Source organism: Parashewanella sp. 2304DJ23-3 (genome assembly GCF_056591695.1).
In genome coordinates, this window is the sequence record NZ_JBWQOH010000003.1 from 165,995 (window position 1) to 190,424 (window position 24,430).

The following is a 24,430-nucleotide window of genomic DNA, read 5'->3' on the forward strand; positions in this document are numbered from 1 at the left end:
GAACAATGAAAAAACCATTTAAATTGTCTGCAATATGTCTTGCTCTTTGCAGTATCGGAATATCTGCACAAGCCATTGCTGTAGGCAAATTTGAAGGAAGTGTGAGAGCTGAGCAAAGTAAGCAGCCTCTATCAGGTGCCATTGTAACCATTAAAGAGCTTAACCAAAGCCAAACTGCAGGCCGTGATGGTCGCTTCTTTTTTAATGGCCTAAAAGCGGGCAATTACACCGTTTCAATTTCATATTTAGGTGCCCCAACACAAACAAGAAAAATTACCGTCACCGATGATCAAACTTCAGATCTTATTGTTGAGCTAGCAGGTAATGAAATAGAGCGAATTACTGTAACAGGCCATGCGGGGTCATTAAGTAAATCTTTAAACAGACAGCGCAGTGCGGACAACCTTGTCAGCGTTATCAGTGCTGATGTATTAGGTAACTTTCCTGACAGTAACGTCAGTGAAGCACTACAACGTGTTCCGGGTGTGTCTATTGAGCGTGACCAAGGTGAAGGAAGATTCGTCCGTATACGAGGGTTAGCGCCAGATTTTAACTCTGTATCAATGAATGGGACACGACTACCTGCTCCAGAAGATAACCGGCGCGCTGTCGCTCTTGATGTTATTCCTTCTGACCTAGTTCAATCTGTTGAAGTCAGTAAAACGATAACCGCTGACATGGATGCAGATTCACTCGGTGGCGCTGTTGAAGTGAAAAGTCTATCGGCTTTTGACCGCGATGAATTATTTTTCAATCTTTCAGGTGAAGCCAGTTATAACGGATTGACAGAACAAACAAGTCCGAAGTTCGCAGCAAGTTACAGTGATACGTTTAATGAAAAATTTGGTGTTGCGGTTGCAGCAAGTTGGTATAACCGTAAATTTGGAAGTGAAAACGTAGAAGTTGATGGAGGCTGGGACCTTAATGATGAGAAACTTGAAGAAGTTGAAGCACGTAACTATGACATTACCCGAGAACGAATTGGTTTAGGTGTCAATTTAGATTACCGCCCGACTGAAGATCATGATCTGTTTTTACGTTCTTTATACAGCAAATACGATGATGATGAACTGAGAAATGCATCGGGTGTTGAATGGGAAGATGCAACAGACATGCAAACACTTTCTCCAGCTGAAGTTAAACGTTCATTAAAAGCAAGAACTGAAGAACAAGACATAACCTCATTTGTGCTGGGTGGACAATCAAGATTAACCAAATGGACTGTCGACTATCAAGCTTCATATTCTCGAGCTACCGCAGCTAAACCTTTACATATTGGTGGTGCTGAATTCGAAGCTGAATTTGATGAATTGGGCTTTCGTGATACGCAAAAGCCGATTATTCTCGCAAATGAAAATTACTATGATGCTTCCGAGTATGAGTTAAAAGAAATTGAAATTGCAGACACACGTTCAACAGACACCGTAAAGGGTGGAAAAGTTGATTTTACGCGTTCATTTGAACTTGGAAATAACAGTGCTGAATTAAAATTAGGTGCAAAGGCCAGCACGAGAGAAAAAACAAACCGTGAAGATGTTTGGATTTTTGAAGATTTTGAGGACTTCGGTGTATCTGAGGAGCTTCTATCTTTAAGTGCATACAGTAATTCTACGGTGAATTATGGATTGAGCGAATTTGGCCCTTCGATTTCAACAGGTTCTATTTGGGACTTAGTAAACTCGATGGATTCGAGTGAGTTTGCTGATGACATTGAATCTAAGATTGGTGATTTTGATATTAGTGAAGATCTCACGGCAGCTTACATCATGGGCACAATTGATTTTGAACAACTCAAAGTCATCGCTGGCGTCAGATACGAAAACGTAAACTGGGACTCCCAAGGATACAAATTCAATGAAGATGAAGAGTTTATTGCAAGTACCTCTTCGCGTTCAGAAGACCATCTGCTTCCTTCTATTCATGTTCGTTATGAGTTCAGTGAAAATACAATTTTTAGAGCATCTTGGACGAATACAATCACTCGCCCAACTTTCGATCAAATTGCACCTGGTTTCTTGTTAGAAATTGACGAGGAAGAGAATGATGAGACTGGTGAAGTTGAGATCATTCGTGAAGCAGAGTTTGGTAACCCTGAATTGAAATCTCTTGAATCGATGAATGTCGATATCAGCTTAGAGCACTATTTCGATGGTATTGGGTTATTGAGCGTTGGTGGCTTTTACAAAGACATCGAGAACTTCATTTATGAAGCCGACTTAGCAGGTCGCAGTGAATACGTTAATTATAAAAAAGCACTGACTTTCGTAAATGGCAACGATGCTGATTTGTACGGTTTTGAATTAGCTTATGTGCAAGAATTTAACTTCTTACCTGAGCCATTCAATGATCTTCTAATCAATACAAATATCACCTACACAGACTCTAATGCCGAAATCCAATGGTTTGATGATGGGGAATTACTTGCACGAGATATTCCATTGCCAAGTCAGTCTGACTTATCAGCAAACTTCTCAATTGGATATGAAAATGCTTACACAAGCGTTTGGCTTTCAGCTGCATATAAATCAGAATATCTTCAGGAGGTTACTGAAATTGACGATGAAAAATATGACATGTACGAAGATGATCACTTACAGTGGGACTTCGTTGCTAAAGCCCATATTACAGAAGCGATGACTGTATACTTTAAAGCGATCAACATCACTGATGAGCCATTTTATAGCTATGCAGGTAGTCGTCGATTCAACAATCAATACGAAGAGTACGGCCGAACATTCCAACTAGGCATTCAAGTCGTTAACTTTTAAGGTATAAAGTGATGAATAATAATACAAATAACATCTTCAAATATGGTTTATTAGCAACTCTTGTCTCAGCTACGTTAGGGATCTCAGCATGTAAAGATGATGCTTCACCATCAGTACAGCCTGAAGCTCAATCTAACCCTGTATTTACCACTGGTAAGGAAAACGCTGTCAAAGCCTTGGTTGGCCTAAAAGGAAGTCAAGGTGTTCGATTCAATAATGGCTGGTTACTTGCGAGCGAAAAGTCTGGCTTAGTTTCTTGGAATGGTGAGTCAGAGGAAGGCAATACTTTAGCTAAAGGGGAATACAAATACCTTCAAGCTTCTAATGATATTGCAATAACCTTCGACACTCGCACAGATAGAGTTCAGCCGTTTTCAGTTGAAAACAACAGCCTAACCAAACTTGCCCTTATGCCTGAGCTTAATTATGAAATTAACTGGGTTTGTTTACAGCCAAGACAACAGGATGGATTAACCTATGTTTGGCTGGGAGGTGAATCAGGCAATGCACAGCAATGGGTATTAGGCCATAAAGGCAATTGGAATCCTAGGTTTGTTCGTAGTATCTCAGTACCTATGGGGACGTTGAACTGCTCATTAGATTCATCGACAGATACGCTATACATAGTTGAACAACAAGCTGGAGTTTGGGCAATAGATGCCCACCCACAAGCTGTTAAAGAAACAGAGCTTGTGGTTTCAAAGCCACACAATGTATTAACTTCAGTTTTTGCTGATAGTGGGCATGTTTTCTATCAAGATGAAACTGGACGAGTTTTTTCTGATGGCAATAAAGTGGCTATTAATAAAGGCGATGAAGTTGAAGGGCTAACCGTTTTTACTGGCAATCAAAAACTATCGGTTCTGAGCTTCGATGATGAACATGACCAATACCTGCTGTCAGATTGGAGCATGAAACTGCAAACAACAGCTAAATCAGAGAAAATCCGCGAAATTCCAGCATGGGTTGAGAGTGCAAGCTCTGATCGTGCAGGAGATACTATGGATGACCCAGCAATTTGGGTTAATACAAAATCACCTGCCGACAGCTTGATTTTAGGGGCACATAAACGCTGGGGATTGTTAGTCTTTGATATGCAAGGTAACCAAGTACAGTCTATTGGTACCGGACGCATTAATAATATTGATATCAGACAAAACGTACCGATTAATGGTGAAACGAAAAGCATCGCAATAGCAAGCTTACGAGACGGCGATAAACTTGCGGTGTATGAAATAGCTAAAAATGGCCATGTGACTCAAACAGCAATTTTGGATACACATTTAAATGACATTTATGGCATGTGTCTATATCAAGATGGTTCACAGCTCTATGCTTTTGCTAATGAAAAATCTGGTAAAACCATACAATACCGTGTCAATTTGGATACACAAACTTCGATCACTAAAGTACGTGAGTTGTCTGCGCCATCGCAAGTAGAAGGCTGTGTTGCCAATGACAAAACAGGTGAGTTATTTGTTGGTGAAGAGGACCAAGGAATTTGGAAGTATGATGCCAGCGCTCAAGCTTCATCAAAAGGTGAAATGATCATCAAAATCGGGGGCCCATTAGTCGACGACGTCGAAGGTTTAGATTTGTATCACGGGAAAAACAAATCTTATCTTGTTGTGTCAAGCCAAGGTAATGATTCATATATCCTTTATGACTCTGAAGCTCCATATCAATTTGTCACTCAATTTAGAATTGGAACTAATTTTGACCGAGGAATTGATGGCAGCTCAGAAACCGATGGCTTAGCCGTTACTTCAATGCCTGTTGGTGATGGCCCTTGGTCTCAAGGTATGTTAGTGGTACAAGATGGAAGAAATCGCATGCCAGATGCAAACCAAGATTTTAAGTGGATCCCTTGGAGCAGTATCTTTAATAACGATTAAACGCCATAAATATATATCATCGCCCTATCGGCTAGGGCGATGACTTTCAATCACTTTTTGCTTCCACATTTGCCTTCGCCGCATTTTCCTTCATGAGCTTTGCGGTTTTCTCCGCACCGACCTTCACCACATTTCCCTTCTTGAGACATTTTGCCACCACATTTTCCTTCATGGGCTTTTTTGCCTCCACATTTTCCTTCTTTACTTCCTTTTTGATCAGCACCGCATTTGCCTTCGCCACATTTTCCTTGGTTTGCTTTACGCTTCGTACCGCAACGTCCTTCACCGCATTTGCCTTCTTGCGACATTTTGCCACCGCATTTTCCATCATGCGCTTTTTTCCCACCACATTTACCTTGGCCGCATTTCCCGTCTTTTGCTTTATCGGAGCCGCCAGAAGACTGGTTATCAGCAATTTGATAACCTTGATGAAGCTGATTAAAACTAAATTGATTGGAATTTGCTAAAGCTACAGGGGCTAAAATAACGGTACCAATAGCGACAGCTATGGCTTTCTTGTTTAATTTACTCATTAAGACCTCTTACCGGAAGAACCGAACAGACCAAGGTGTTGAATAGTTAAATTAAAACAGTATACGAAAAAAGTCGCATTTAAATTGTTATATGGAAGTATTTTTAGAAATAAATGGTACCCGAGGCCAGACTTGAACTGGCACGCCTATTAAGCGAGGGATTTTAAATCCCTTGTGTCTACCGATTCCACCACTCGGGCAATTTGAGTGAAAATAAAAGCAATAGTACACTTTTATTTTAAAATGTGGAGGCGCGACCCGGAGTTGAACCGAGATAGACGGATTTGCAATCCGCAGCATAGCCATTCTGCCATCGCGCCCTAGAAGATTGGAGCGACATATCGGGTTCGAACCGATGACCTATACCTTGGCAAGGTATCGCTCTACCAACTGAGCTAATGTCGCATTTAAACTTCACTTGTAATCAATAAGCGTTTGACTTCTTGTTGACTACGGGAACGCATTCTACGGATTTAGCAAAAGGAGTCAATGCTTGAATAAAAGAATTAGTTCTAAGTGCGCAATTTGTAGTCTCAGAACAATCTTTGCACTTTAAATTGCTTTAAATGTCATCAAATCTAATATATATGTATTCCTTATAGCAAACAAAAATGTTTGATTTAATATAAAAGCTCAGTATTTCAAATAAATGTGGTATTAAGATGCAAGCTTTAGGTACAACAACGCCGCAATCAGTTCCTAGATTTAACAATTTAGATGTTCAGGTACAGCTATTAAAAACTGGAGACAAACAGTACCAAGTTCAAGAAATAAAAAAACCGTTAGAAACTGAAGAAACAGATGGACTCGCTGAATACTTCACCAATTTGTTTATCAAGAAAGGTGCGATACTCGACCTTACATCAGATGAATCTAGAACCTTAACTGGAATTGATAGCAAAGAAGGTAAATACAAATTAGTACCCCTTGATGAAACTTTAGGAGCGGATTGGTACAAGTTAATTGATACTGAACAGGGGGATACCGCAGCCGCCACAACGTCTAGAATTAAGGCGTTTCAAGATGAGGGCGGGCATAAGAGTAACCTATTATTGGTTGAGGCAAACAAAGACACTCCGACTGTGGTTGAAACAGGCTCCCCTACCAGTGGTACATTTCCAGAATTTCCAACACATCACCTTGCAAGCCGCTCGCCAGTTGATTTTTACTGTGACACATACTTTAGAACGGATATCAAAAATTGGGAAGCGACTCAAGATTGCATGCTAAAAAAAGTTGACGATGAAGTTGACGGAAAGTATTCGTTCGAAATATTACTACAAGAAGGGCAAGAGATTGAGTTTAAAATTGGTGATAAAGATTGGAGCAAGTACAAGTTGGGCGTAAAAGGCGAAAATAGATTGACAACAAATGGTCCGCAACGTTTAGAACAAACAGGACATTCAGAAAACCTCAAATTCAAAGCCGACAAAGCCGGAATATACACGTTCAACGTTATTAACTATGTTAACGCTACTGGTCCATTAGCAAAAGTGGAAGTAAAAGCACCTGCTTGAACTAATACGTATTTCCACCTCAACTAAGTGAGTTGAGGTGGAACTTATGCCTTAAAAACCAAACTTTTTAAACAGCTTGTCTTTTATCTTATCTTTCAATTTCTCTTTTTCTTGATCGATTTTTTCATCAAGTAATGCTTTAGTATCAATTGAAAATTTTGGGTTTGTCATTTCACCTGAGATACGTAATGGTATTTTAATACCACTTAAATCGTCTTTTTTAGATTTTTGACCTTTTAATGAAGCCACAATCTCTGTTTGCAGTAAGTAATCAACTGATTTTTTGACTAAGTTAACATCACCCTCACCTTTCAATCTCAATAACGGTGATGCCATTTCAGTTTCGTTAAGTTTAACAACGCCTTTAACTATTTTGAAATTGGTACCTAGACGAGTAAAGTCCGTTTTCTTTTGTTTGACTTCTTCAGTTGCTTCGCCTTTAAATTTTGCTTTGGCATTTCGAATCATGAGAGGGATATTCACCCCATAAACCGCACCATCAGTAAACTCTGCATTTCCTTGTGCAACAAGATTTTCAAGAATTTTATCAGGATTTAAACTGGTTCCACGACCTGATAAATTGAATAACGTAGTACCTGCAAGAACCTCAGAACTCACTGCATCTTTTAAAAGTGGCTGAACTTGAACCCCTGATAACTTAGTTTTGAATTGATAGTTAGGCTTTCCACTTTTAGCCAGTAGACTCGCTGAAGAAGCCAATTTGCCTTTATATAAATGACCAGAAAAGTCCTTAACGGTAAATACCCCACCCTTTAAACTACTTTCAAAATTCCAATCATTGGTTTTGATCTTTTTAAATTGAATAGCTTTAACTTTTAGTGAGATGTCCGCATTTACTGTGTTTAATGCACTTAAATCTGGTTCTGTGCCGGGTGCTTTTCTCACTTCTGAAGGAGTAGGTGCTTCAGGCTGTTTAGACGTGTCTTTACTTTCTTCAGGAAGATAAGGCGTTAAATTAACATCACCAACATTCAATGAAGCATTAATATAAGGGACTTTTTTACCGAAGTTGACTTGTGCCTTTCCAGAAGATTTAATCGCATCAATATCAAATGTGTCTAACTTCATGCTCGCTGTTTTGGCTTTTGTATCGACTTGTGCATCGAGTTGAACTCGGCTTTCAAATTTCCCATTAAGAATCGAAGCACCATTAATATTAGTTTCGACTTTTAGAGATTTAAGAGCAAAAGTTGAAAGTGACTGATTAATATTGATCACACCAGAGCCAGACGATGCTATTTGGTTTTTATTCACATCCGCTTGGAGTTCGAAAGCGAGTTTTGAGTCCTTGTCTAAATCAAAGTCATCTAATGTCAAGCTTTTGATATTAAATTGATTAGCAACTTGAGTGTTGTCATCACGCATATTTACAATGACATTAGTAATAGAGATGCCGTTGATGTGTAAAGCATTGAGCAATTGACCTGGAGCTTCATCCGTAGGTTTGCCTTCAACTTTGTTCTTATTTGCAGTCTTCTTTTCGGAACCATTACCACTCAAACCATCTAAGCTCGACTTACCGTCTTTTTTAGTGATCAAGTTAAATGTTATACCATCAAAATTTAAACGACTGATTTCCACTTGCTTAGAAAGCAATGGCAGAAATTTAACCTCAGCTACCGCTTTATTAACGGACAACATTTGCTGTTTAAAACCTTCTGGTGCAGACAAGCTGAGTTTTTCGATCTCAATCCCTAAGCTCGGATAAACCGTCCATTTTAAGTCTTTTTCAATCTTTAACTCTCTACCTGTTTTTTCTTTAACCAAAGAAACCAGTTCAGGCTTGTAGTCATTGAGATCAAATAGAAAAGTTAGATATAGGGCTAAGCAAACAATAAGAGCTAAAAGGGTTACTAAACCCCACTTAATGACTTTCATCACGCAATCTCCAGAACGAAAAATAAGTTATTTGCATCCATGCTCGTGTTGTCAATAAGTCCAGAGAAATTCAATCTCTTGAACTCCACAATGCAAGAAGGTTTTATTCTACAACTGATTAGTTCACATTCTCAAATAACAATTTAGATTTAGTGTATGCAAAATTCGATTTTTTACTTAATGAATGCTAAGCAAATCTTCAAATGGTTAAAACCTAAACTTATTGAATACAGTAACAGTATTGTTTCAACTTTGATTTATTACTGTTAAAGAGTGATAAATACTAAATATTTATAAGACGTACTTCTATAAGTAAATCACGTTTCATTGGTTTTATTCACCAATAAAAGATGTAAATACTGCAAATGAATATTGTTAATTTGCCGATTATCCGTATAATTCACGCTCAATTGTTGAAGGTTTGTTCAACTGAATAGACAACCAATAACAATGATATTTATTCAACAATTTCGGATACTTTCCTGACTTCAACGACAGACATCAAGATGACAAACAATTTGGATTTAGAAAAAGCGTTATCAGCATTAGACGATTATGGTTTTGAACAAAAACAGTCAGCTAGCCTCGAAGCAGCGCGTAATAAAAGTCAAATGCAAAAGTATTTAAAAACGCTCAATTACAGTTTAAAACGGTTAGAGGTATTGCAGGAAGCTGTTACTGAACTGGTTAATAAAGAAAAAGAGCAACAGAAGAAAAAAGAGTTAATTCAAACCTATAAAACAAAGGTTTTTAACTTATCAAGAGAATATAACCTTAGTTACGATGACGTTATAGAAATTATGGCTAATCAAGCTTAGCCATAATTGCATTCTCATGAGCAATTTCAAATTGCTCAATATACTCAGAAAATGGCGTTAGTGTGGATATCGGACGTTTATTCCGGCCAAGTAACGCTGATTCTTTAAAGACATTCGACCATTGCTTTAATGCTTCAGAGTTTGCCTTCTCACCAAAACATTCTAAAGCCATCGCTGCAACTTCTGCCGTTCCGAGCTGAAAATCTCTTTGCCCTTTTCTAATGGCATATTCAGAAACAAATTCAGGGCTAAATGACAACATTGGAATGCCCCTTAGATATTCAGATTTCCTGAACATCTTAATTGCTTCTCGCCACGTTCCATCGAGTAAAATAAATAGCGTTTTCTTACCCGAAAATTCAAGAGAGCTATTTTCAGAAAAAACGATTTCATTCTCAGCATATTCATCAGGAAAGATTAAGACCGGCTGATACTCGGGATTTTGAATCCAATCTAACAGCTTTTGTTCAATTTCAACTCTAGACCATAAGAAAGCATAAGTTTCGGGGATCAAATCAGCAATCAACCTGCCAGTGTTAGAAGGTTTTAAGACCTCATCGTCGTACATCAATAATAAGAATGATGCATTCGAAGCTAACTGTCTTCTGTGATCACAAATACACCACTTAACGTTCTGTAAACAAAGTTTACATCGACTGACGTTTTTTCCTCTCGCGTTAAACGTTTTAGTAGAAAGAGATTTGCGATGAGTATATAAATCGTGGATACGATGTTTTATTGGTTTCATAGGAATGTCGGACACCATGCGGTGCCCTGATTTGATCATAAAATTCTACGAAGAAAAAAGTCTGCTCGTAATCGTTTAATACGAGTGAGAATCTTTTTTACTGCTACAGGATAATCTTTCAACGATTCAATTTGACTATAGTGATACAACTGAGTTGTATGTTGAATAATGTGCTCTCTTTCTTGAGAAAATTGCTCCTGCCATACATGTTCTGGATCTTGTATTAGTAAGCCATTTTCAAGATCAAGTGACCAAGCTCTAGGATTCAAATTTGAACCTGTAATGAGATAATTTTGGTTATCTGCACTGATACCCTTAAGGTGAAAACTGTTGTTTTCATGTTTCCATAAATGAATACGAAGTAACCCTTTATCTATCGCCCATTGCTGACGTTTCACAAACTTTCTTAATGATTGCTCATAGATATATGGAACAGCACCAATGGTAGTGAAATCTTTTTCATCAGGAATAAAAAAATCATTGGCCGTTTTATCGCCAACCACAATGTCGACTTGCTTGCCTTGACGTAAATGTTTAATCAGCGCTCGGCTCAAAGCGTAAGGCGGATTAAAATATGGCGTGCAAATGAATAGTGACTCTGAAGACTCTTTAACTATATCAATAACCGCTTTATTTAATACGTTTTTCTTTCTTCCAAGACCAACCAATGGCGTAATTCTAGTACCATTTTTGGTACCTGAATATTCATACTTAGCCTGAGATAGCTTAACTTTGAAGTTTCTTATCTGTTGTTTTGAAGGAACTTTGTCATTATCTTTATCGCCAAGCGCAACAACGGCCTCATCTTCAGCGAGTTCGTGACGCATATAATTTCGCATTGAAGCAGCGAGCTCGGGAGATTCAATGACATGATATCGATCAAACCGATATCGCTCACCGACATGTAAGTAGATATTATTCAGGCTTGAACCGCTGAAAATAACAGCATCATCAATGACAAAACCTTTTAGATGAAGTACACCTAAAAATTCTTTCGTTTTAATTGGTGTGCCTAATATCTCGATAGGATAATCAGCTTCGGCATTTTTAGTGCGATACATAAAATAATTACCGCTGTCACCTTTCTGGCCAATTAAGCCTCTGCGTGCTCGATGAAAATCAACAAACACTTTTATATCTATTTCAGGATTGTTCGATTTAGCCGCTAAAAGAGCATCAAAAATCTCTCTACCTGCTTCATCGTCCTCTAAATATAATGCAGATAAGTAGATGTTATTTTTAGCATTCTGAATTCTAGATAATAGCTCATGTCTGAAACGCTCTGGTGTCAGTAACCAAGAAATAGAATCTTTTGAAACTGGAATGCCACTCAACTGGCTAAGCAAAGCCTTCTCCTTATTATCAGGCTTCTGATTTTGTTGTTTATATAGTCAGAAGCATGCACACGATAAAATGAATATAGAAATTACCGATTTGCGAATGATTCGGCAACCTTTTTAAGCCAAAAGACCCGTTATGATTGTGAGGTTGCTCTAAAAACGCTCATTAAGATGTCATTTGATAGCCGATACGATCTCATTTGCTTTTTGATTTAAGATTTCAACTAACTCATCAGTCGAACCTTCAGGTATCCATCCTGATAATGCAATTGAGCTGTATACTGGAGTACCAACATTTACGGCAATAGTATAAGTTTTACTATTTTTAAGCTTCTTATTAGTGGTCTCTACACGTGTGAATTTATTGAGTCTAATTTCGTTGATTTTATCCATTAATGACATAAAACAGTCATCAAAGCCTTCAATAGTCTTACCCTCATAAAGATGAACAATTTCATCATCAGATAACTGAGAAAGTAATGATAATCCAACACCACTTAATGTCGCAGGGTAATAACTCATTCGCCCTATTGCATCCATTGAATCCATTCCAGGTAGAGCATGATATAAATAGGTTACTTTATTCTGCCAAAGGACACCCATAGCAACAATAAGTCCAAAATCTTTTAATGATTCTAGTGGTTTAATCGCATTTTGAATGAAGCCTGCGCCATACAAGCTTTGTGCCGCAAGAACATGCATGCCTGGTCCAGATGTATATTTTCTATCGCTGGTTTGTCTGACTAAGCCAAGATAGGCAAGAGTTCGGAGCATACGGTTTACTTTAGTAATATCTAATTCGAGTAACCGCGAAAGTTCTCGACCTGCAATAGGTTCATTACTCGACGCTACACCTTGTAAAACTTCGATACCATGTATCAAGCTTTGATTAAGCTGACTACCAAAGCGGCTCAGTTTTTCATTATTAATGATTGATGGTGTTGTTTGCGTCAAAACTTTACGGCCTTAAATACAATTAAAGAAATTAATGATATCACTACAATCCCTAGATGAGTCAATAACCTCGCTAAAATATATCCATATAATCCTGTTTTAATAGCATTTAATTTTTTTATTAAAGTAAAAATCAATACAATAAGTTTTAAGCCACAAATATTAAATATCTATAATAGACACATTAATGCGTATGTGTAATACTCATCCTAAAATAGGCCTACAAGTAACTATCGTATAAAGATAATTAGGCTACTACCTCAACTCTATACTTAAAATAAGAGGTCAAAGTGAACAATTTCGACTACATAATAGCTGCGATTTTCGTAGTGTTCGTTATTTCATTAGGAATGGCACTTTCAAGAAACGGCAAGAATATGAAAGACTTTTTTGCTGGTGGCGGAAATGTACCATGGTGGATAAGCGGCCTCTCTCTCTTTATGAGTTTCTTTTCTGTAGGAACTTTTGTCGTTTGGGGGGCTATTGCCTACTCAGACGGTTTTGTTTCAATTTCTATTCAAGCAACAATGGCATTATCTGGCGCTTTCGTTGCTTTTTTAATTGGCCCAGCATGGAATAAAACCGGTTGCCTTACCGTTGCTGAATATTTGCAAAAACGCCTCAATGTCAGAGCTCAAAAGATATATTCTTTTATTTTTATCCTTGTCAGCTTATTTACTACAGGCGCTTTTCTCTACCCTGTAGGAAAAATCATTGAAATCTCTACTGGGCTACCGCTAGAAACTGCGATTTTGATACTAGGACTACTGATTATCGCCTATACCGCCGTTGGTGGTCTGTGGGCTGTGTTAGTTACAGATGTTTTGCAATTCGTTGTACTAACAGCGGCAGTCTTATTAGTCATCCCTCTGTCATTCGAATACATTGGTGGTGTCGCTCAGTTTTTTGATAAACTTCCACAAGGCTTTACAGAGTTACATAACGAAAGATACGATTTACTCTTTCTCTTTGGTTTCTTTATTTATAACACTGTTTTCATAGGCGGTAACTGGGCTTACGTTCAACGTTACACTAGTGTTCGCTCGCCTTCTTCAGCTAAAAAAGTCGGCTTGACCTTCTGCTCATTATATTTAATTGCGCCAATAATTTGGATGCTACCTCCTATGATTTACAGAATCGTAAATCCTGACATCGCAGGTACAAATCCAGAAGATGCCTACTTGTTAATGAGTAAAGAAGTATTACCTAATGGTTTACTTGGACTTATTTTAGGTGCAATGGTATTCGCAACCGCAAGCTCTGTTAATACCACAATAAATATTGTCGCTGGCGTACTGACTAATGATATTTTTAAAAGTTTTAGACCAAATACCTCCCAAAAGAGTCTGGTGAAAATTGCTCGACTTTCAACAGTGTTATTCGGTCTTGTGTCAATTATTGTCGCACTTTCAATTAAAAGTTTTGGCGGAATCGTTGAAACGGTTCTTAGTGTTGCAGCGTTAACCGGTGTCCCGATCTATTTACCACCTATTTGGTCATTGTTTTCTAAACGCCAAAACGCATTTTCAATCTTGTTCACCACCTTTGCGAGCCTTGGAATCAACATATTCCTCAAATTTATTGCGCCTTCATTCTTTGACTTTTCACTCAGTCGAGGAGAGGAAATGATCATTGGAGTATTGATTCCTATCTTATTCTTAGTTTTCTTTGAGTTCATTTTGAAGAAAGAACACAAATTGGTCGAAAAAGAATCTACTGAAGAAGAAATCAAAATAGAAACACAGTCGACTTACGGTAAGAAAGTTATCTTTATCGGCGTGCTGGGAATTGGCCTATTACTTACAGGGTTGGGTCTGGTAGGCGAAAAAGCTACTGGTTTAACAATCGGCACTGGCGGTTTTATCGCACTCATTGCCATTTCAGGACTTCTGAAACTGATCAATGAAGATAAAAAATTAAAAACAAAACAAGTTTAGTAGGAAAATAGAAATGTTAAGAGTCGAACATGAACCGCTCGTTCGCAGTAATAATCACGTCCAACTACAAAATGATGTCGTCGTGATTGGTGGCGGTATGGCCGGTGTTTGTGCTGCAATCAGTGCTGCACGTCAAGGTAAAAAAGTTACCTTAGTTCAAGATCGTCCTGTATTAGGTGGAAATGCATCCAGTGAAGTACGAGTTTGGATTCTAGGTGCAACAAGCCATTTGGGTAATAATAACCGTTGGTCTCGTGAAGGCGGAATCATCGATGAGCTTTTGATTGAAAACTTATTTCGTAACCGTGAAGGTAATGCTCATATCTTCGACTCCATTTTACTTGATAAAGTCTTAGCCGAAAAAAACATTACACTGCTTCTAAATACTGCCGTTTATGACATTGAAAAAGCCTCTTCGTCGACAATATCAGCGGTAAAAGCTTTCTGCTCACAGAACAGCACTGATTACACGATTAAAGGAAAAATATTCACAGATGCATCGGGAGACGGCATCGTAGCATTCAAAGCTGGCGCACCATTTGTAATTGGCGAAGAAGCCCAACGTGAATTTGGTGAAAAACTGGCGCCCATTGAATCGAAAACAGATTTACTGGGGCACACCCTATTCTTTTATAGCAAAGATGCAGGTAAACCCGTTGAATATACGTTACCCGATTTCGCCAAAAACACGCAGATATCCCAGGAACGATTAAACCGAGTTCAAAAAGGTGAAGACGGCGTAAAACTTTGGTGGATTGAACATGGCGGTTTAAAAGATACTATTCATGAAACTGAAGAAATCAAATACGGTTTATGGTCAATTGTTTACACCATCTGGGATCATATCAAAAACAGTGGCAAATTTGAGGACGTTGAAAACCTAACGCTTGAATGGGTTGGTACCATCCCAGGTAAACGTGAGAGTAGACGCTTTATTGGCCATTATATGGTGACTCAGCAAGATGTTGTTGACCAAAACCAATTCGAAGATGCAATTTCTTTCGGTGGTTGGTCCATCGATCATCATCCAAGTGCAGGTGTATTTACTGATGCAGCACCTTGTCGTCAATTCCACTCCAAAGGTATATTCCAGATCCCATTACGCTGTTTCATACCACAGAAAATGGATAACCTGTTGCTTGCAGGCCGAATTATCAGTGCATCTCATATTGCTTATGGCTCTACTCGGGTGATGGCAACAACAGCGCATGGTGGTCAAGCTATTGGTGTCGCTGCATCGTATTGTATTGATAACAACTTATCGATAAATGACTTATTAGATACACCACACTATTCAGCCATACAACAAATGCTATTAAAAGATGGACACTTTCTTCCTCACTTGCCTTATAAAGAAAGTAATAACCTAATATCATCAGCTGAAATCCTATCGTCTTCCCAGTTAACATTGAAACAATTGAGTTTCGATAACGATTATCAACGACTCAATACTTCTGCAGCTCAGATTTTGCCACTTGAAGCAAATACTAAATATCGATTTTCTATACCTATAAATGTTATTTCATCAACAACACTTCAAGTAGAGTTGAGAGTGAGTGATAAACACTTTAACTTCACTCCAAATAAAACAATTGAAAGACAATCCTTTGAGTTGTCTCCAGGTAAACAGGTTCTGGATATTCTATTTGGAAACACAATAGATACAAATCAATATGGATTTATATGTTTCATGCAGAATGCCAATGTTGAACTTGGTTACAGTCAAGAGCGCATAACAGGCATTGTCACTGCTTTTAATGGCACCAATGAGGCTGTTTCAAATAATGGTCGCCAAGAAGTAGTTCAAGACATAGGTATTGATAGTTTTGAATTCTGGTGCCCTGCTCGTCGACCTGAAGGTCAGAATTTTGCATTTACCATTTCTCCTGCTCTTGAATTAAGCAATCATCACAATATCTATAATGGATACAATAGACCGTTTTTAGGTACTAACGCTTGGATTTCTTCACAATGTGATCACACACCAACACTAGAAGTTAAATGGCCAGAAGAACAAGAGATAACCGAGATCATTCTTCATTTTGATAATGATTTTGATCACCCGCTTGAATCTACATTAATGACCCATCCCGAGAAGAAAATGCCTTTTTGTATTGAAAAATACAAAGTTTTTGATGGTAGAAACAATCAGTTAAAAACTGTTACAAATAACTATCAAACAGTGAATAAGCTGATATTTCCCACTAAGATTAGGACAACATCATTACGATTTGAATTCGAAAAACCTTTAGATACAGTGCCTGCAGCACTTTTCGAACTTATTATTAAATAATACCTATAAGAGCTCCAAATTGGAGCTCTTTTTATTTGAAGCACCCCACTGTTATTACGTTGTAAAGAATAAGTAAATTACCCGTTGACTAATATCTATATTAGATATAACTTAGATTTGTTTGGCAGTAATAATAATTAACCCTACAAAAGGAAATTTGCATGCAGACCGAAAGGAATGCAGGAGAATAATATGGCAAACGGACATCTTCCAAAAATAAATAAACTTACTCGCACCCTTCTTAAATTAGGTCTTGTTTCTGTTGTATCAGTAACAACACTTGCTCCAGCTATTGCAGCTGAAGACAATAAAAAAGAAGAGAGTGTCGAATCTATCCAGGTAACTGGTATTCGTTCACAGCTCACAAAAGCTGTTGCAACTAAAAAAGAAAGCAATCAATTCGTTGATGCCATTTCTGCTGATGAATTAGGTAAACTACCTGATGCAAACGTTGCAGAATCACTTCAACGTGTTTCAGGCGTTCAGCTAGAACGTGGTATCGGTGAAGGCAGCACGATCTCTATCCGTGGTTTAACTCAAAATGTTATTTTAATTAATGGCAGACAAGTGGTTACCGCTGGAGGACGAGGTGATAAGGGCCCTGATACTCTAGAATCTTCAAGCTACAGTCTTCTATCATTAATTCCATCAAGTTTGGTTTCTAGCCTTGAAGTATCTAAACTCTCAAGCGCAAGTGAAATTGAAGGTGCTCTTGGTGGTGTAGTAAATATTAAAACTCGTAAGCCTCTTGATAACTCCGGTCAAAAGTTCATCAGCAGTATTACTGGTGCTCATGGTGAATTATCTGGTGATACAGGTTATGAGTGGTCTGGTTATTACTCTAATACCTTTGCTGATGATACATTAGGTTTCCAAGTTGCCGCATCAACCTCAAGCCGTGAATTCCAAGAAGATGGTTTAAATACATTTTCTGGCTATCAATTTGATAATGTCGACACAACCAGTGATGACAAAGAAACGTTAGTTAACCGTGACATGCGTTTTTGGCAAATTAATGACGACCGTAAAAAGGTTGGCTTAAACGCCATGCTTCAATGGGCACCAAATGAAGACACTGAATTTTATGTTGATTCGTTTTATTCAAAAGTAGATTCAGATCGTGAACGTTATTGGACAGGTTTTTGGAACTGTTGTGGATATGAGAACGCAACAATCTCTCCAAACGGTGTACTTACAAAAGCCACTGTTAATCGGCCTGTACAAACGAATACTGAATTTGCTGATGCCTATTCTGAATTTTTAAGCACAGCAATTGGTGGTAAGTGGTATCTTGATGATTGGACTGTCTCCGCTGAGTTTTCGACTACGTCATCAGACTCCCGTTCGATTCAAGACTTTATTCGCTTTCAAACTGCTGAAAAAGTTAACGTTACTTATGATTTAACCGCAGGTAATGACGTTCCTTACTTAGACTTCGGTACTGCAAATTTAAATAATATTGACGAGCTAAACTTAGCAATATTATTTGATAATACGGTAGAAAAAGATACCACGGATTCTGCGTTCAGATTTGATGTTCGTCGTAAATTGGATGGTGACTTCCTAAGGGCTGTTGAATTTGGTGCAAGAGCAAATTCAACTGAAACAGAAAATCGCTCAATTAACCGTGATATTCGTCCAGGTTTTGCTCTAAACTCACTTCCGGCCATTAGCTCAACTTACAGCAATGGCAGCTTCTTCTCAGGTGACGGCCCAAGCTTTAATAATCAATACCTCGTAGCTGACAAATCTATTTGGACGGGTTGTGAGACTTTAATGTCTGTTTACAATGAAGACCAAAAAGCAGAATGTATGCAAGGCTTCGACCCTAGTCGTTCTTCTTATATTCAGGAAGATATAACTGCATTATATGTTCAAGCAGATTATGAAACAGAAATCGGTGAGAAATATCTCTCTGGTAATTTTGGTCTCCGTTATGTGAAACGTGATATCCAATCAGATGGCTTTATCTTCAACGAAGCAACAAATGCGCTGACACCAATTACTACGAAAGATTCTAACTCAGAAGTTTTACCTTCTGCTGTGGCTAAACTAGAATGGAATGACGAACTAGTTTATCGTTTCGGTTATGCTCGAGTGTTGAGTTTCCCGAATACTGGTGACTTATCAAACGGTATATTATTGCGTAATAACAATACTGCAACTGGTGGTAACGCTAAGCTAAATCCATTTTTAATTAATCAAATCGATTTCTCAGCTGAATGGTACTTTGATGAATCATCAATTCTATCAGCAGGTCTTTTCTATAAAGACGTTGAATCATTTATCGTTGATACAAATAAACCCGTTGATATTGGTGGTGAATCTTACAGCTTAGCTCAAAAGATTAATGGCGATGGTGGTAAAATAAAAGGTGTCGAACTTTTATACCAACAACCATTTACGTTCTTACCTAGCTTCCTAGAAGATACGGGTATTATGGCGACCTATTCATATATTGATAGTACGACGCCATTTGAAGATAACAATGGTAACGGTTTACCAATCCCTGGACTGTCTGAAAATAATATTAACTTAGTTTATTACTATGAAATTGATGATTTCGGTATGCGCTTAGCTTATAACTGGCGTGATGAATACCTTGCTGGTTTAGCTGACCAAAACTCTGGTGTTTATTTCAAAGGTTATTCAGATTTGGCTGCTACAGCTAACTGGAAGATCTCTGACAATATGAGCATGAATTTTGAAGCCATCAACTTACTTGATACTCGTCAAAAGCAATACAACAGTTTCTCTGAAGCTATACAACGTAATGTTGAGTTCGGACGAAGCTATAAGGTTACATTCTCTGTGAACTTTTAATTTTGTTTAAGGGTGCGTAAAGCACCCTTTTTTTATTTACCTAAGTTTGCTTGTTGATCACCTTGCGTATATACCCAATCATTATCTTTAACTGGCAAATGACATCCGTAGCAATTATTAAAACCGCTTCCTTTCCAATTTATTGTCGTTGATTTCTTTGGGCTTTCATTTGTAAATAATGCCCACCCCCAGCCTTCTCCCCAAGCTTTATTATTTTTAAAGGTATTTTTAGAATCTTTAACCATAACAAAAGTTACTTTAGGATTAGTTGCGAAATACCCTTTGCCCGTGGTAAATGATTTACTTGTCGTACCAAAAACTCTTTTGACTAAAACTGTTCCGTCTTTAAACTTCCCAGTCTTACGGAAGAAATCAAGAAATTGTTTTTGGATGTAGACTTGGTGTGTATCGAAAGCTTGATGGTCTTTCGCATCTTGGACAAAGTAGGCACCAAGATGACTCCATGTATCTTCAACATTTCTTGGATTAGAAATATTACCATGAGCATCCACATAAGGACTTAATTCTTTGGCAGCTAGATTCGTCGAGAATAGTAGTAATGCGGAACTAACGAGAAGATGTGAAAATGCAATCTGTTTAAACATGGCTTTTCCTTAACGAAAGTAAATAGTATTCACTTGAAAATCGTAATACGAAAAGTAAAGTTATGAAAAACAAATCTTGGATTAAAAAGAGCTACCTTATGTAGCTCTCTCAGTAGACTATTACCACATTAAATCATCAGGAATGACATAATCTGCATATAAATCATCTTCTTCAGCAATCTCTACATCTTCATTCTTAGTCGCTAAATACCCACACCATTCTGGAACTAATAAATTGACTCGTTCTGCTAGCTTAAACGGTACGATAAATGTTTTGTCTTCGTGACGAACAATACCAAGCTTTGCATTAAGCAATTGCTTTTGTAGTTCTTCGTTAATATAAACAGAATGTACTTTGTTCGCTAATGTATAGTTAAACTTAATTTCAGCGTCATTAGATACGGAAAGAGCTCGCCTGTTAAACTCCGTAATCAGTGAGCGAACTTGACCTTTCTCTGTCGCTTCAGCAAAGCGCTTTTCATTAAGAGCTCTATCTTTCTCGACCTGTTGAAGACGCTTTTGCTCGATTTCACGCTTTAAATCTGCTGAGCCGTCATCAACTTTTTGTTTACGTTCGCGACGCTTTTTAGTTTTAACATCGCGAACTTTCTGTTTACTTGCTAAACCAGCTTTTAAAAGCTGTTCTTGTAATGCATTTGCCATTGCTTCTTTCTCTTTAACTTTAACGCTCTAACTTGGCATTAATTTACTTAATTCTGCTAGTGCTACATTTGCCCCACCAAGAGACCAACCACCATCGACAGGGATGACTGTACCAGTAACATAAGACGAATATTCAGAGGCTAAAAAGAGTGCACAATTTGCGATATCATCTTTTTGACCATTCCGACCTAAAGGTACACTTTTTGCCACATGCTTCTGAATTTGTTCACTTGGTGCTAAACGGTTAAAACCTTCAGTACCTTCAATTGGACCTGGAACAATTGAGTTAATTCGAATACCTTCTCTACCCCATTCTAATGCTAATGTGCGAGTTAACATATCAACACCTGCTTTCGCAGCACAAACGTGTGATTGCATTGGCATTGCAAGATAAGCTTGAGGAGCAGAGATTTGAATAATACTGCCATGACCGCGATGCATTATTGGATAAGCTTGCTTCAACACATGAAAACTACCAAGCAAATCAATATCCATAACCGACTTAAAGCCATTCTCACTGAGATCTTTAGCAAAAGCAGGGAAATTTCCTGCAGCGCCGCTGACGAGTATATCGATTGTTTTTAACTTATCAGAGATGATGCTAAACCCTGCTTGGACTGCAGCTAAGTCTCTGACATCAAAACTCACTCCAAAGTGAGCCCCTGATGAGTTCACTTTTTCAAGTTGAGCAACAGCTGCATCAATTTTTTCTTGACTTCTACTTGCGACAACAACATTTGCACCAGCTTTTGCAAAGCTCTGTGCGATACCTAAATTAATACCTGAAGTACCGCCAACTACTACAACATTTTTATTCTCGAAATTGAACATTGTTGCCTCCATCATGATTCATCTTGATACTAATTAATTGAATGATAAATATCTTCAAGTGCTTTAAGTGGATTTTCTGCTTTAGTTATTGGACGACCAATGACTAAATGATCTGCACCAGCAGCGATGGCCTTTTGTGGAGTCATAATTCTGTGTTGATCACCAGAATCCGTGCCAGCAGGTCTAATACCTGGAGTGACTAATTTAAAATCATTACCTAATTGAGCTTTTAGCGCTTCAGCTTCTTGTGCAGAACATACTACACCATCTAGCCCTGCTATCTTTGCTAGATTCGCTAAATTAATTACTTGTTCATCCGCTGTTTTGTTTACGCCAATTAGAGGCAATTCATCATCAGACATCGAAGTAAGTACCGTAACAGCAATAAGTAAAGGAGCTTCACTACCATAAGGCGCCAACGCCGCTTTTGCAGCTTCCATCATAGCTTTACCACCAGATGCGTGAACATTGACCATCCATACACCTAACTCGGCCGCAGCTCGAACCGCTTTAGCTACTGTATTTGGAATATCATGGAATTTTAAATCTAAAAATAGATCGAAACCCTGAGCTTGAATTTCTTTTACTAAATCTGGACCAAATAGAGTAAACATCTCTTTGCCGACTTTCAAACGACACATTTCAGGGTTTAATTGGCAAACTAACGCTAACGCATCAGCTTTATTATCATAATCTAAGGCAACTACAACTTTGTTGATCATTATTATTCTCTTAGTAATCTATTTGTAGGGGTGTATTTTTTATTCACCATCCAATCCACGGATTCGTTTAATTTTCCCCCAACACTTACATGATGGGCAATGCCAATACAGTGTATGTGAAGGAAAGCCACATTGTTGGCAACGATAACTTGGACGGTAACGTATTTGCTGCTCAACTAGCTTTTCTAACATAGTTAAACTTTGCTTAGCATTACCTTCTTCAGCCTGCTGCACATGAATGTGCATTAATTGCTTAAAGCCTTTCATTGTTGGGTGAGTATAAAGGGAGTCGAGTAATAACTGCTCAGCTTCAGTCAGCTTTTCTTGTTCTAGAAGCAAAGTTACCAATGCAATTGTTACAGAGGCACCAGCACCTTTAGAGAGCGCTTCTTGTAAAAATATCTTATACGCTTTTAAATCATTATTTTGTTTAAATGTTTCGAGTGCAACATCGAGTGAATCTGCGACCAGCTCGATATCAGCATCCCATAAAACATATAAAAACTTTTTAAAACTGGTGTAATCGCCACTATCGCTAGATATTTTAATTAATTCTAATACGGCACGCCCACAATGATGATCGTACTTTAAAGCTTGTTTCAATAATTTTACGCAAGTTGCTGGTTCTTTCGATTCAAGGCTGAGTTGACAGTAATAATGTGCTAAAACAGAAAGTTGAGCTTTCCTTTTCTCCTTGGCCATGCCTTTGATAACATCGATGGCCTTTCGCCACTCTTTAGTTGTCTGATACAAACTAGTGAGTAAAGTTTCTGCTTCATCAGTATCTTCTGCTTGTTCTATTAAACTCACAAGAATATCTTCTGCTCGGTCATAAAATCCCGCCGCCAGATAATCTTTAGCAAGTGCAAGCATCGCAAGTTCGAGTAAGTCGGAACTTAAGCTTGATCGCTCGATGAGCCCTTGGTGAATTTTAATCGCACGATCAACTTCACCTCTGGTTCTAAAAAGTGCGCCAAGTGAAAGATGAGTATCAATATTACTGCTATCTTCATCCAAAGAATTAACTAATAAATCAACAGCTTTATCGGACTCATTAGAGAGAATAAAGTTTAAACCTGTAAAGTAATCTTTATTTATTGTTTTTTGTTTTTTTTGCTGCTGATGACGCATACTCCTTCTTCCCATATACCAACCATAACTGGCAGCAATGGGCAGCAGCAAGAACAAAACTTCTAACATATTATGTTTCGTCTTTTATTGAAGATACTTCTTCGAGTGAAGCTAATTTTTTGTTAGCACGGCGTAAAGTGACTTTTAGTTTTAAAATTTGGTATCCAGCAAATAGCCAACTGATGATGAAACCTAATAAAAAGACAATCGCCAGTACCATTGGTAACTTGTATTCGCCTTTAGCGATAAAATAACTGATTGTGACAGTTTGTTCATTTTGAGCACCAAAAATCAATGCTAAAATAAAGCTCAATGCAACAACAACTGTTATAAAAAATGATTTCACCTGTATCTCCATGTTAGAAGTAGCTGACTTTAGGTTTACTTCACTTTCTGGCGTCAATACTCATTACTCTACTTCGTCCTATCTTCAACTACATAGCTCTGACTGTGCGTCTTATGCTTTGCCTTGAATAGTTCGATATTGGAACACCTAATGATTAAAACTTATCGACAGCAATTTACTGTGATCAACCTTAATATAAGATTATCTTTGAAAATACAAAATCATGCTAGTCAAAAGCCTGTTTTTAGACATAAAAAAACCTCCAACTGGAGGCTTTTTAATTAAAACGTTTTATATGTTGACTGCATCAACACGTTCGCGCAGCTCTTTGCCAGGCTTGAAATGTGGCACATACTTGCCATCCAGTTCAACTGAAGTACCAGTTTTTGGGTTACGACCAGTACGAGGCGCACGAAAGTGAAGTGAAAAACTGCCAAATCCACGGATCTCAATACGATCTCCGCCTTCTAATGTATCAGCCATCTGCTCTAACATTTCTTTGACGGCATTTTCAACTTCTTTCGCCGAAAGCAGAGACTGCCTGCTGGCGAGTTTAATGATTAGTTCGGATTTTGTCATCCTAGCTATCCTCTTTTATCAAGCCAAA

At 38.0% G+C, this 24,430-nt stretch carries 19 protein-coding genes and 3 tRNA genes; 7 read left to right on the forward strand and 15 right to left on the reverse strand.

The annotated features are described in order from the left end of the window. Positions 1 to 5 precede the first annotated feature (5 nt). Both AC1EU2_RS08765 and AC1EU2_RS08770 read left to right on the forward strand, forming a co-directional pair. Positions 6 to 2,768: a TonB-dependent receptor gene (locus tag AC1EU2_RS08765; protein ID WP_480297851.1), complete on the forward strand. Its 2,763-nt coding sequence runs from the start codon at positions 6 to 8 to the stop codon at positions 2,766 to 2,768. A gap of 11 nt (positions 2,769 to 2,779) precedes the next feature. Then, positions 2,780 to 4,663, forward strand: a complete 1,884-nt coding sequence (locus AC1EU2_RS08770; RefSeq protein ID WP_480297852.1) for a phytase — start codon at positions 2,780 to 2,782, stop codon at positions 4,661 to 4,663. 50 nt (positions 4,664 to 4,713) lie between these two features. Here AC1EU2_RS08770 and AC1EU2_RS08775 read toward each other — a convergent pair whose 3' ends face one another. The 4 genes from AC1EU2_RS08775 to AC1EU2_RS08790 all read right to left on the reverse strand — a co-directional run bounded on the left by AC1EU2_RS08775 (position 4,714) and on the right by AC1EU2_RS08790 (position 5,601). After that, positions 4,714 to 5,196: an HvfA family oxazolone/thioamide-modified RiPP metallophore gene (locus AC1EU2_RS08775; RefSeq protein WP_480297854.1), complete on the reverse strand. Its 483-nt coding sequence runs from the start codon at positions 5,194 to 5,196 to the stop codon at positions 4,714 to 4,716. Between the two features lie 114 nt (positions 5,197 to 5,310). Next, positions 5,311 to 5,396 (reverse strand) — tRNA-Leu (locus AC1EU2_RS08780). A 46-nt stretch (positions 5,397 to 5,442) separates the two neighbouring features. Continuing rightward, positions 5,443 to 5,516 (reverse strand) — tRNA-Cys (locus AC1EU2_RS08785). Positions 5,517 to 5,525: 9 nt separating this feature from the next. Continuing rightward, positions 5,526 to 5,601, reverse strand: a tRNA-Gly gene (locus AC1EU2_RS08790). 257 nt (positions 5,602 to 5,858) lie between these two features. Here AC1EU2_RS08790 and AC1EU2_RS08795 point away from each other — a divergent pair. Next, positions 5,859 to 6,713, forward strand: a complete 855-nt coding sequence (locus AC1EU2_RS08795; protein WP_480297856.1) for an early set domain-containing protein — start codon at positions 5,859 to 5,861, stop codon at positions 6,711 to 6,713. Positions 6,714 to 6,764: 51 nt separating this feature from the next. Here AC1EU2_RS08795 and AC1EU2_RS08800 read toward each other — a convergent pair whose 3' ends face one another. After that, on the reverse strand, positions 6,765 to 8,612 hold the full coding sequence (locus tag AC1EU2_RS08800) for an AsmA family protein (protein ID WP_480298127.1): 1,848 nt from the start codon (positions 8,610 to 8,612) through the stop codon (positions 6,765 to 6,767). A 506-nt stretch (positions 8,613 to 9,118) separates the two neighbouring features. On the opposite strand from AC1EU2_RS08800, the gene AC1EU2_RS08805 reads away from it, so the two are divergent. After that, positions 9,119 to 9,430: a hypothetical protein gene (locus AC1EU2_RS08805; RefSeq protein WP_480297857.1), complete on the forward strand. Its 312-nt coding sequence runs from the start codon at positions 9,119 to 9,121 to the stop codon at positions 9,428 to 9,430. Here AC1EU2_RS08805 and AC1EU2_RS08810 read toward each other — a convergent pair. From AC1EU2_RS08810 to AC1EU2_RS08820, 3 genes are all read right to left on the reverse strand, one after another. Continuing rightward, positions 9,417 to 10,217: a tRNA-uridine aminocarboxypropyltransferase gene (locus AC1EU2_RS08810; RefSeq protein WP_480297858.1), complete on the reverse strand. Its 801-nt coding sequence runs from the start codon at positions 10,215 to 10,217 to the stop codon at positions 9,417 to 9,419. The two genes, AC1EU2_RS08805 and AC1EU2_RS08810, sit on opposite strands and share 14 nt — an antisense overlap. Continuing rightward, positions 10,214 to 11,524, reverse strand: a complete 1,311-nt coding sequence (pssA, locus tag AC1EU2_RS08815) for a CDP-diacylglycerol--serine O-phosphatidyltransferase (RefSeq protein ID WP_480297860.1) — start codon at positions 11,522 to 11,524, stop codon at positions 10,214 to 10,216. The genes AC1EU2_RS08810 and pssA overlap by 4 nt, the downstream gene beginning before the upstream one ends. 168 nt (positions 11,525 to 11,692) lie before the next feature. Further along, on the reverse strand, positions 11,693 to 12,472 hold the full coding sequence (locus AC1EU2_RS08820; RefSeq protein ID WP_480297862.1) for a helix-turn-helix domain-containing protein: 780 nt from the start codon (positions 12,470 to 12,472) through the stop codon (positions 11,693 to 11,695). Between the two features lie 290 nt (positions 12,473 to 12,762). On the opposite strand from AC1EU2_RS08820, the gene AC1EU2_RS08825 reads away from it, so the two are divergent. The 3 genes from AC1EU2_RS08825 (at position 12,763) to AC1EU2_RS08835 (ending at position 19,525) form a co-directional block, all read left to right on the forward strand. After that, on the forward strand, positions 12,763 to 14,409 hold the full coding sequence (locus AC1EU2_RS08825) for a sodium:solute symporter family protein (RefSeq protein WP_480297864.1): 1,647 nt from the start codon (positions 12,763 to 12,765) through the stop codon (positions 14,407 to 14,409). A 13-nt stretch (positions 14,410 to 14,422) separates the two neighbouring features. Then, positions 14,423 to 16,702: an FAD-dependent oxidoreductase gene (locus AC1EU2_RS08830; protein ID WP_480297865.1), complete on the forward strand. Its 2,280-nt coding sequence runs from the start codon at positions 14,423 to 14,425 to the stop codon at positions 16,700 to 16,702. A 192-nt stretch (positions 16,703 to 16,894) separates the two neighbouring features. Further along, positions 16,895 to 19,525, forward strand: coding sequence for a TonB-dependent receptor (locus AC1EU2_RS08835; RefSeq protein ID WP_480297866.1), 2,631 nt, complete (start codon positions 16,895 to 16,897; stop codon positions 19,523 to 19,525). A gap of 32 nt (positions 19,526 to 19,557) precedes the next feature. On the opposite strand, the gene AC1EU2_RS08840 is transcribed toward AC1EU2_RS08835, so the two are convergent. From AC1EU2_RS08840 to ihfB, 7 genes are all read right to left on the reverse strand, one after another. After that, positions 19,558 to 20,130, reverse strand: coding sequence for a cytochrome P460 family protein (locus tag AC1EU2_RS08840; protein ID WP_480297867.1), 573 nt, complete (start codon positions 20,128 to 20,130; stop codon positions 19,558 to 19,560). Between the two features lie 120 nt (positions 20,131 to 20,250). After that, positions 20,251 to 20,793 (reverse strand): DUF2058 domain-containing protein, encoded by a 543-nt coding sequence (locus AC1EU2_RS08845; RefSeq protein ID WP_480297869.1) that lies wholly within the window; start codon positions 20,791 to 20,793, stop codon positions 20,251 to 20,253. Positions 20,794 to 20,820: 27 nt separating this feature from the next. Then, positions 20,821 to 21,639, reverse strand: a complete 819-nt coding sequence (locus AC1EU2_RS08850; protein WP_480297871.1) for an SDR family oxidoreductase — start codon at positions 21,637 to 21,639, stop codon at positions 20,821 to 20,823. A gap of 14 nt (positions 21,640 to 21,653) precedes the next feature. Further along, positions 21,654 to 22,346 carry an orotidine-5'-phosphate decarboxylase gene (pyrF, locus tag AC1EU2_RS08855; protein WP_480297872.1) on the reverse strand — a complete coding sequence of 231 codons (693 nt, stop codon included), beginning with the start codon at positions 22,344 to 22,346 and terminating at the stop codon, positions 21,654 to 21,656. A gap of 39 nt (positions 22,347 to 22,385) precedes the next feature. Continuing rightward, complete coding sequence (lapB, locus tag AC1EU2_RS08860; RefSeq protein ID WP_480297874.1) at positions 22,386 to 23,546, reverse strand: lipopolysaccharide assembly protein LapB; 1,161 nt, start codon at positions 23,544 to 23,546, stop codon at positions 22,386 to 22,388. 1 nt (position 23,547) lies between these two features. Then, positions 23,548 to 23,823, reverse strand: coding sequence for a LapA family protein (locus AC1EU2_RS08865; protein WP_480297875.1), 276 nt, complete (start codon positions 23,821 to 23,823; stop codon positions 23,548 to 23,550). A 291-nt stretch (positions 23,824 to 24,114) separates the two neighbouring features. Then, positions 24,115 to 24,402, reverse strand: coding sequence for an integration host factor subunit beta (gene ihfB, locus AC1EU2_RS08870; RefSeq protein WP_129947599.1), 288 nt, complete (start codon positions 24,400 to 24,402; stop codon positions 24,115 to 24,117). Between the last annotated feature and the right edge of the window lie 28 nt (positions 24,403 to 24,430).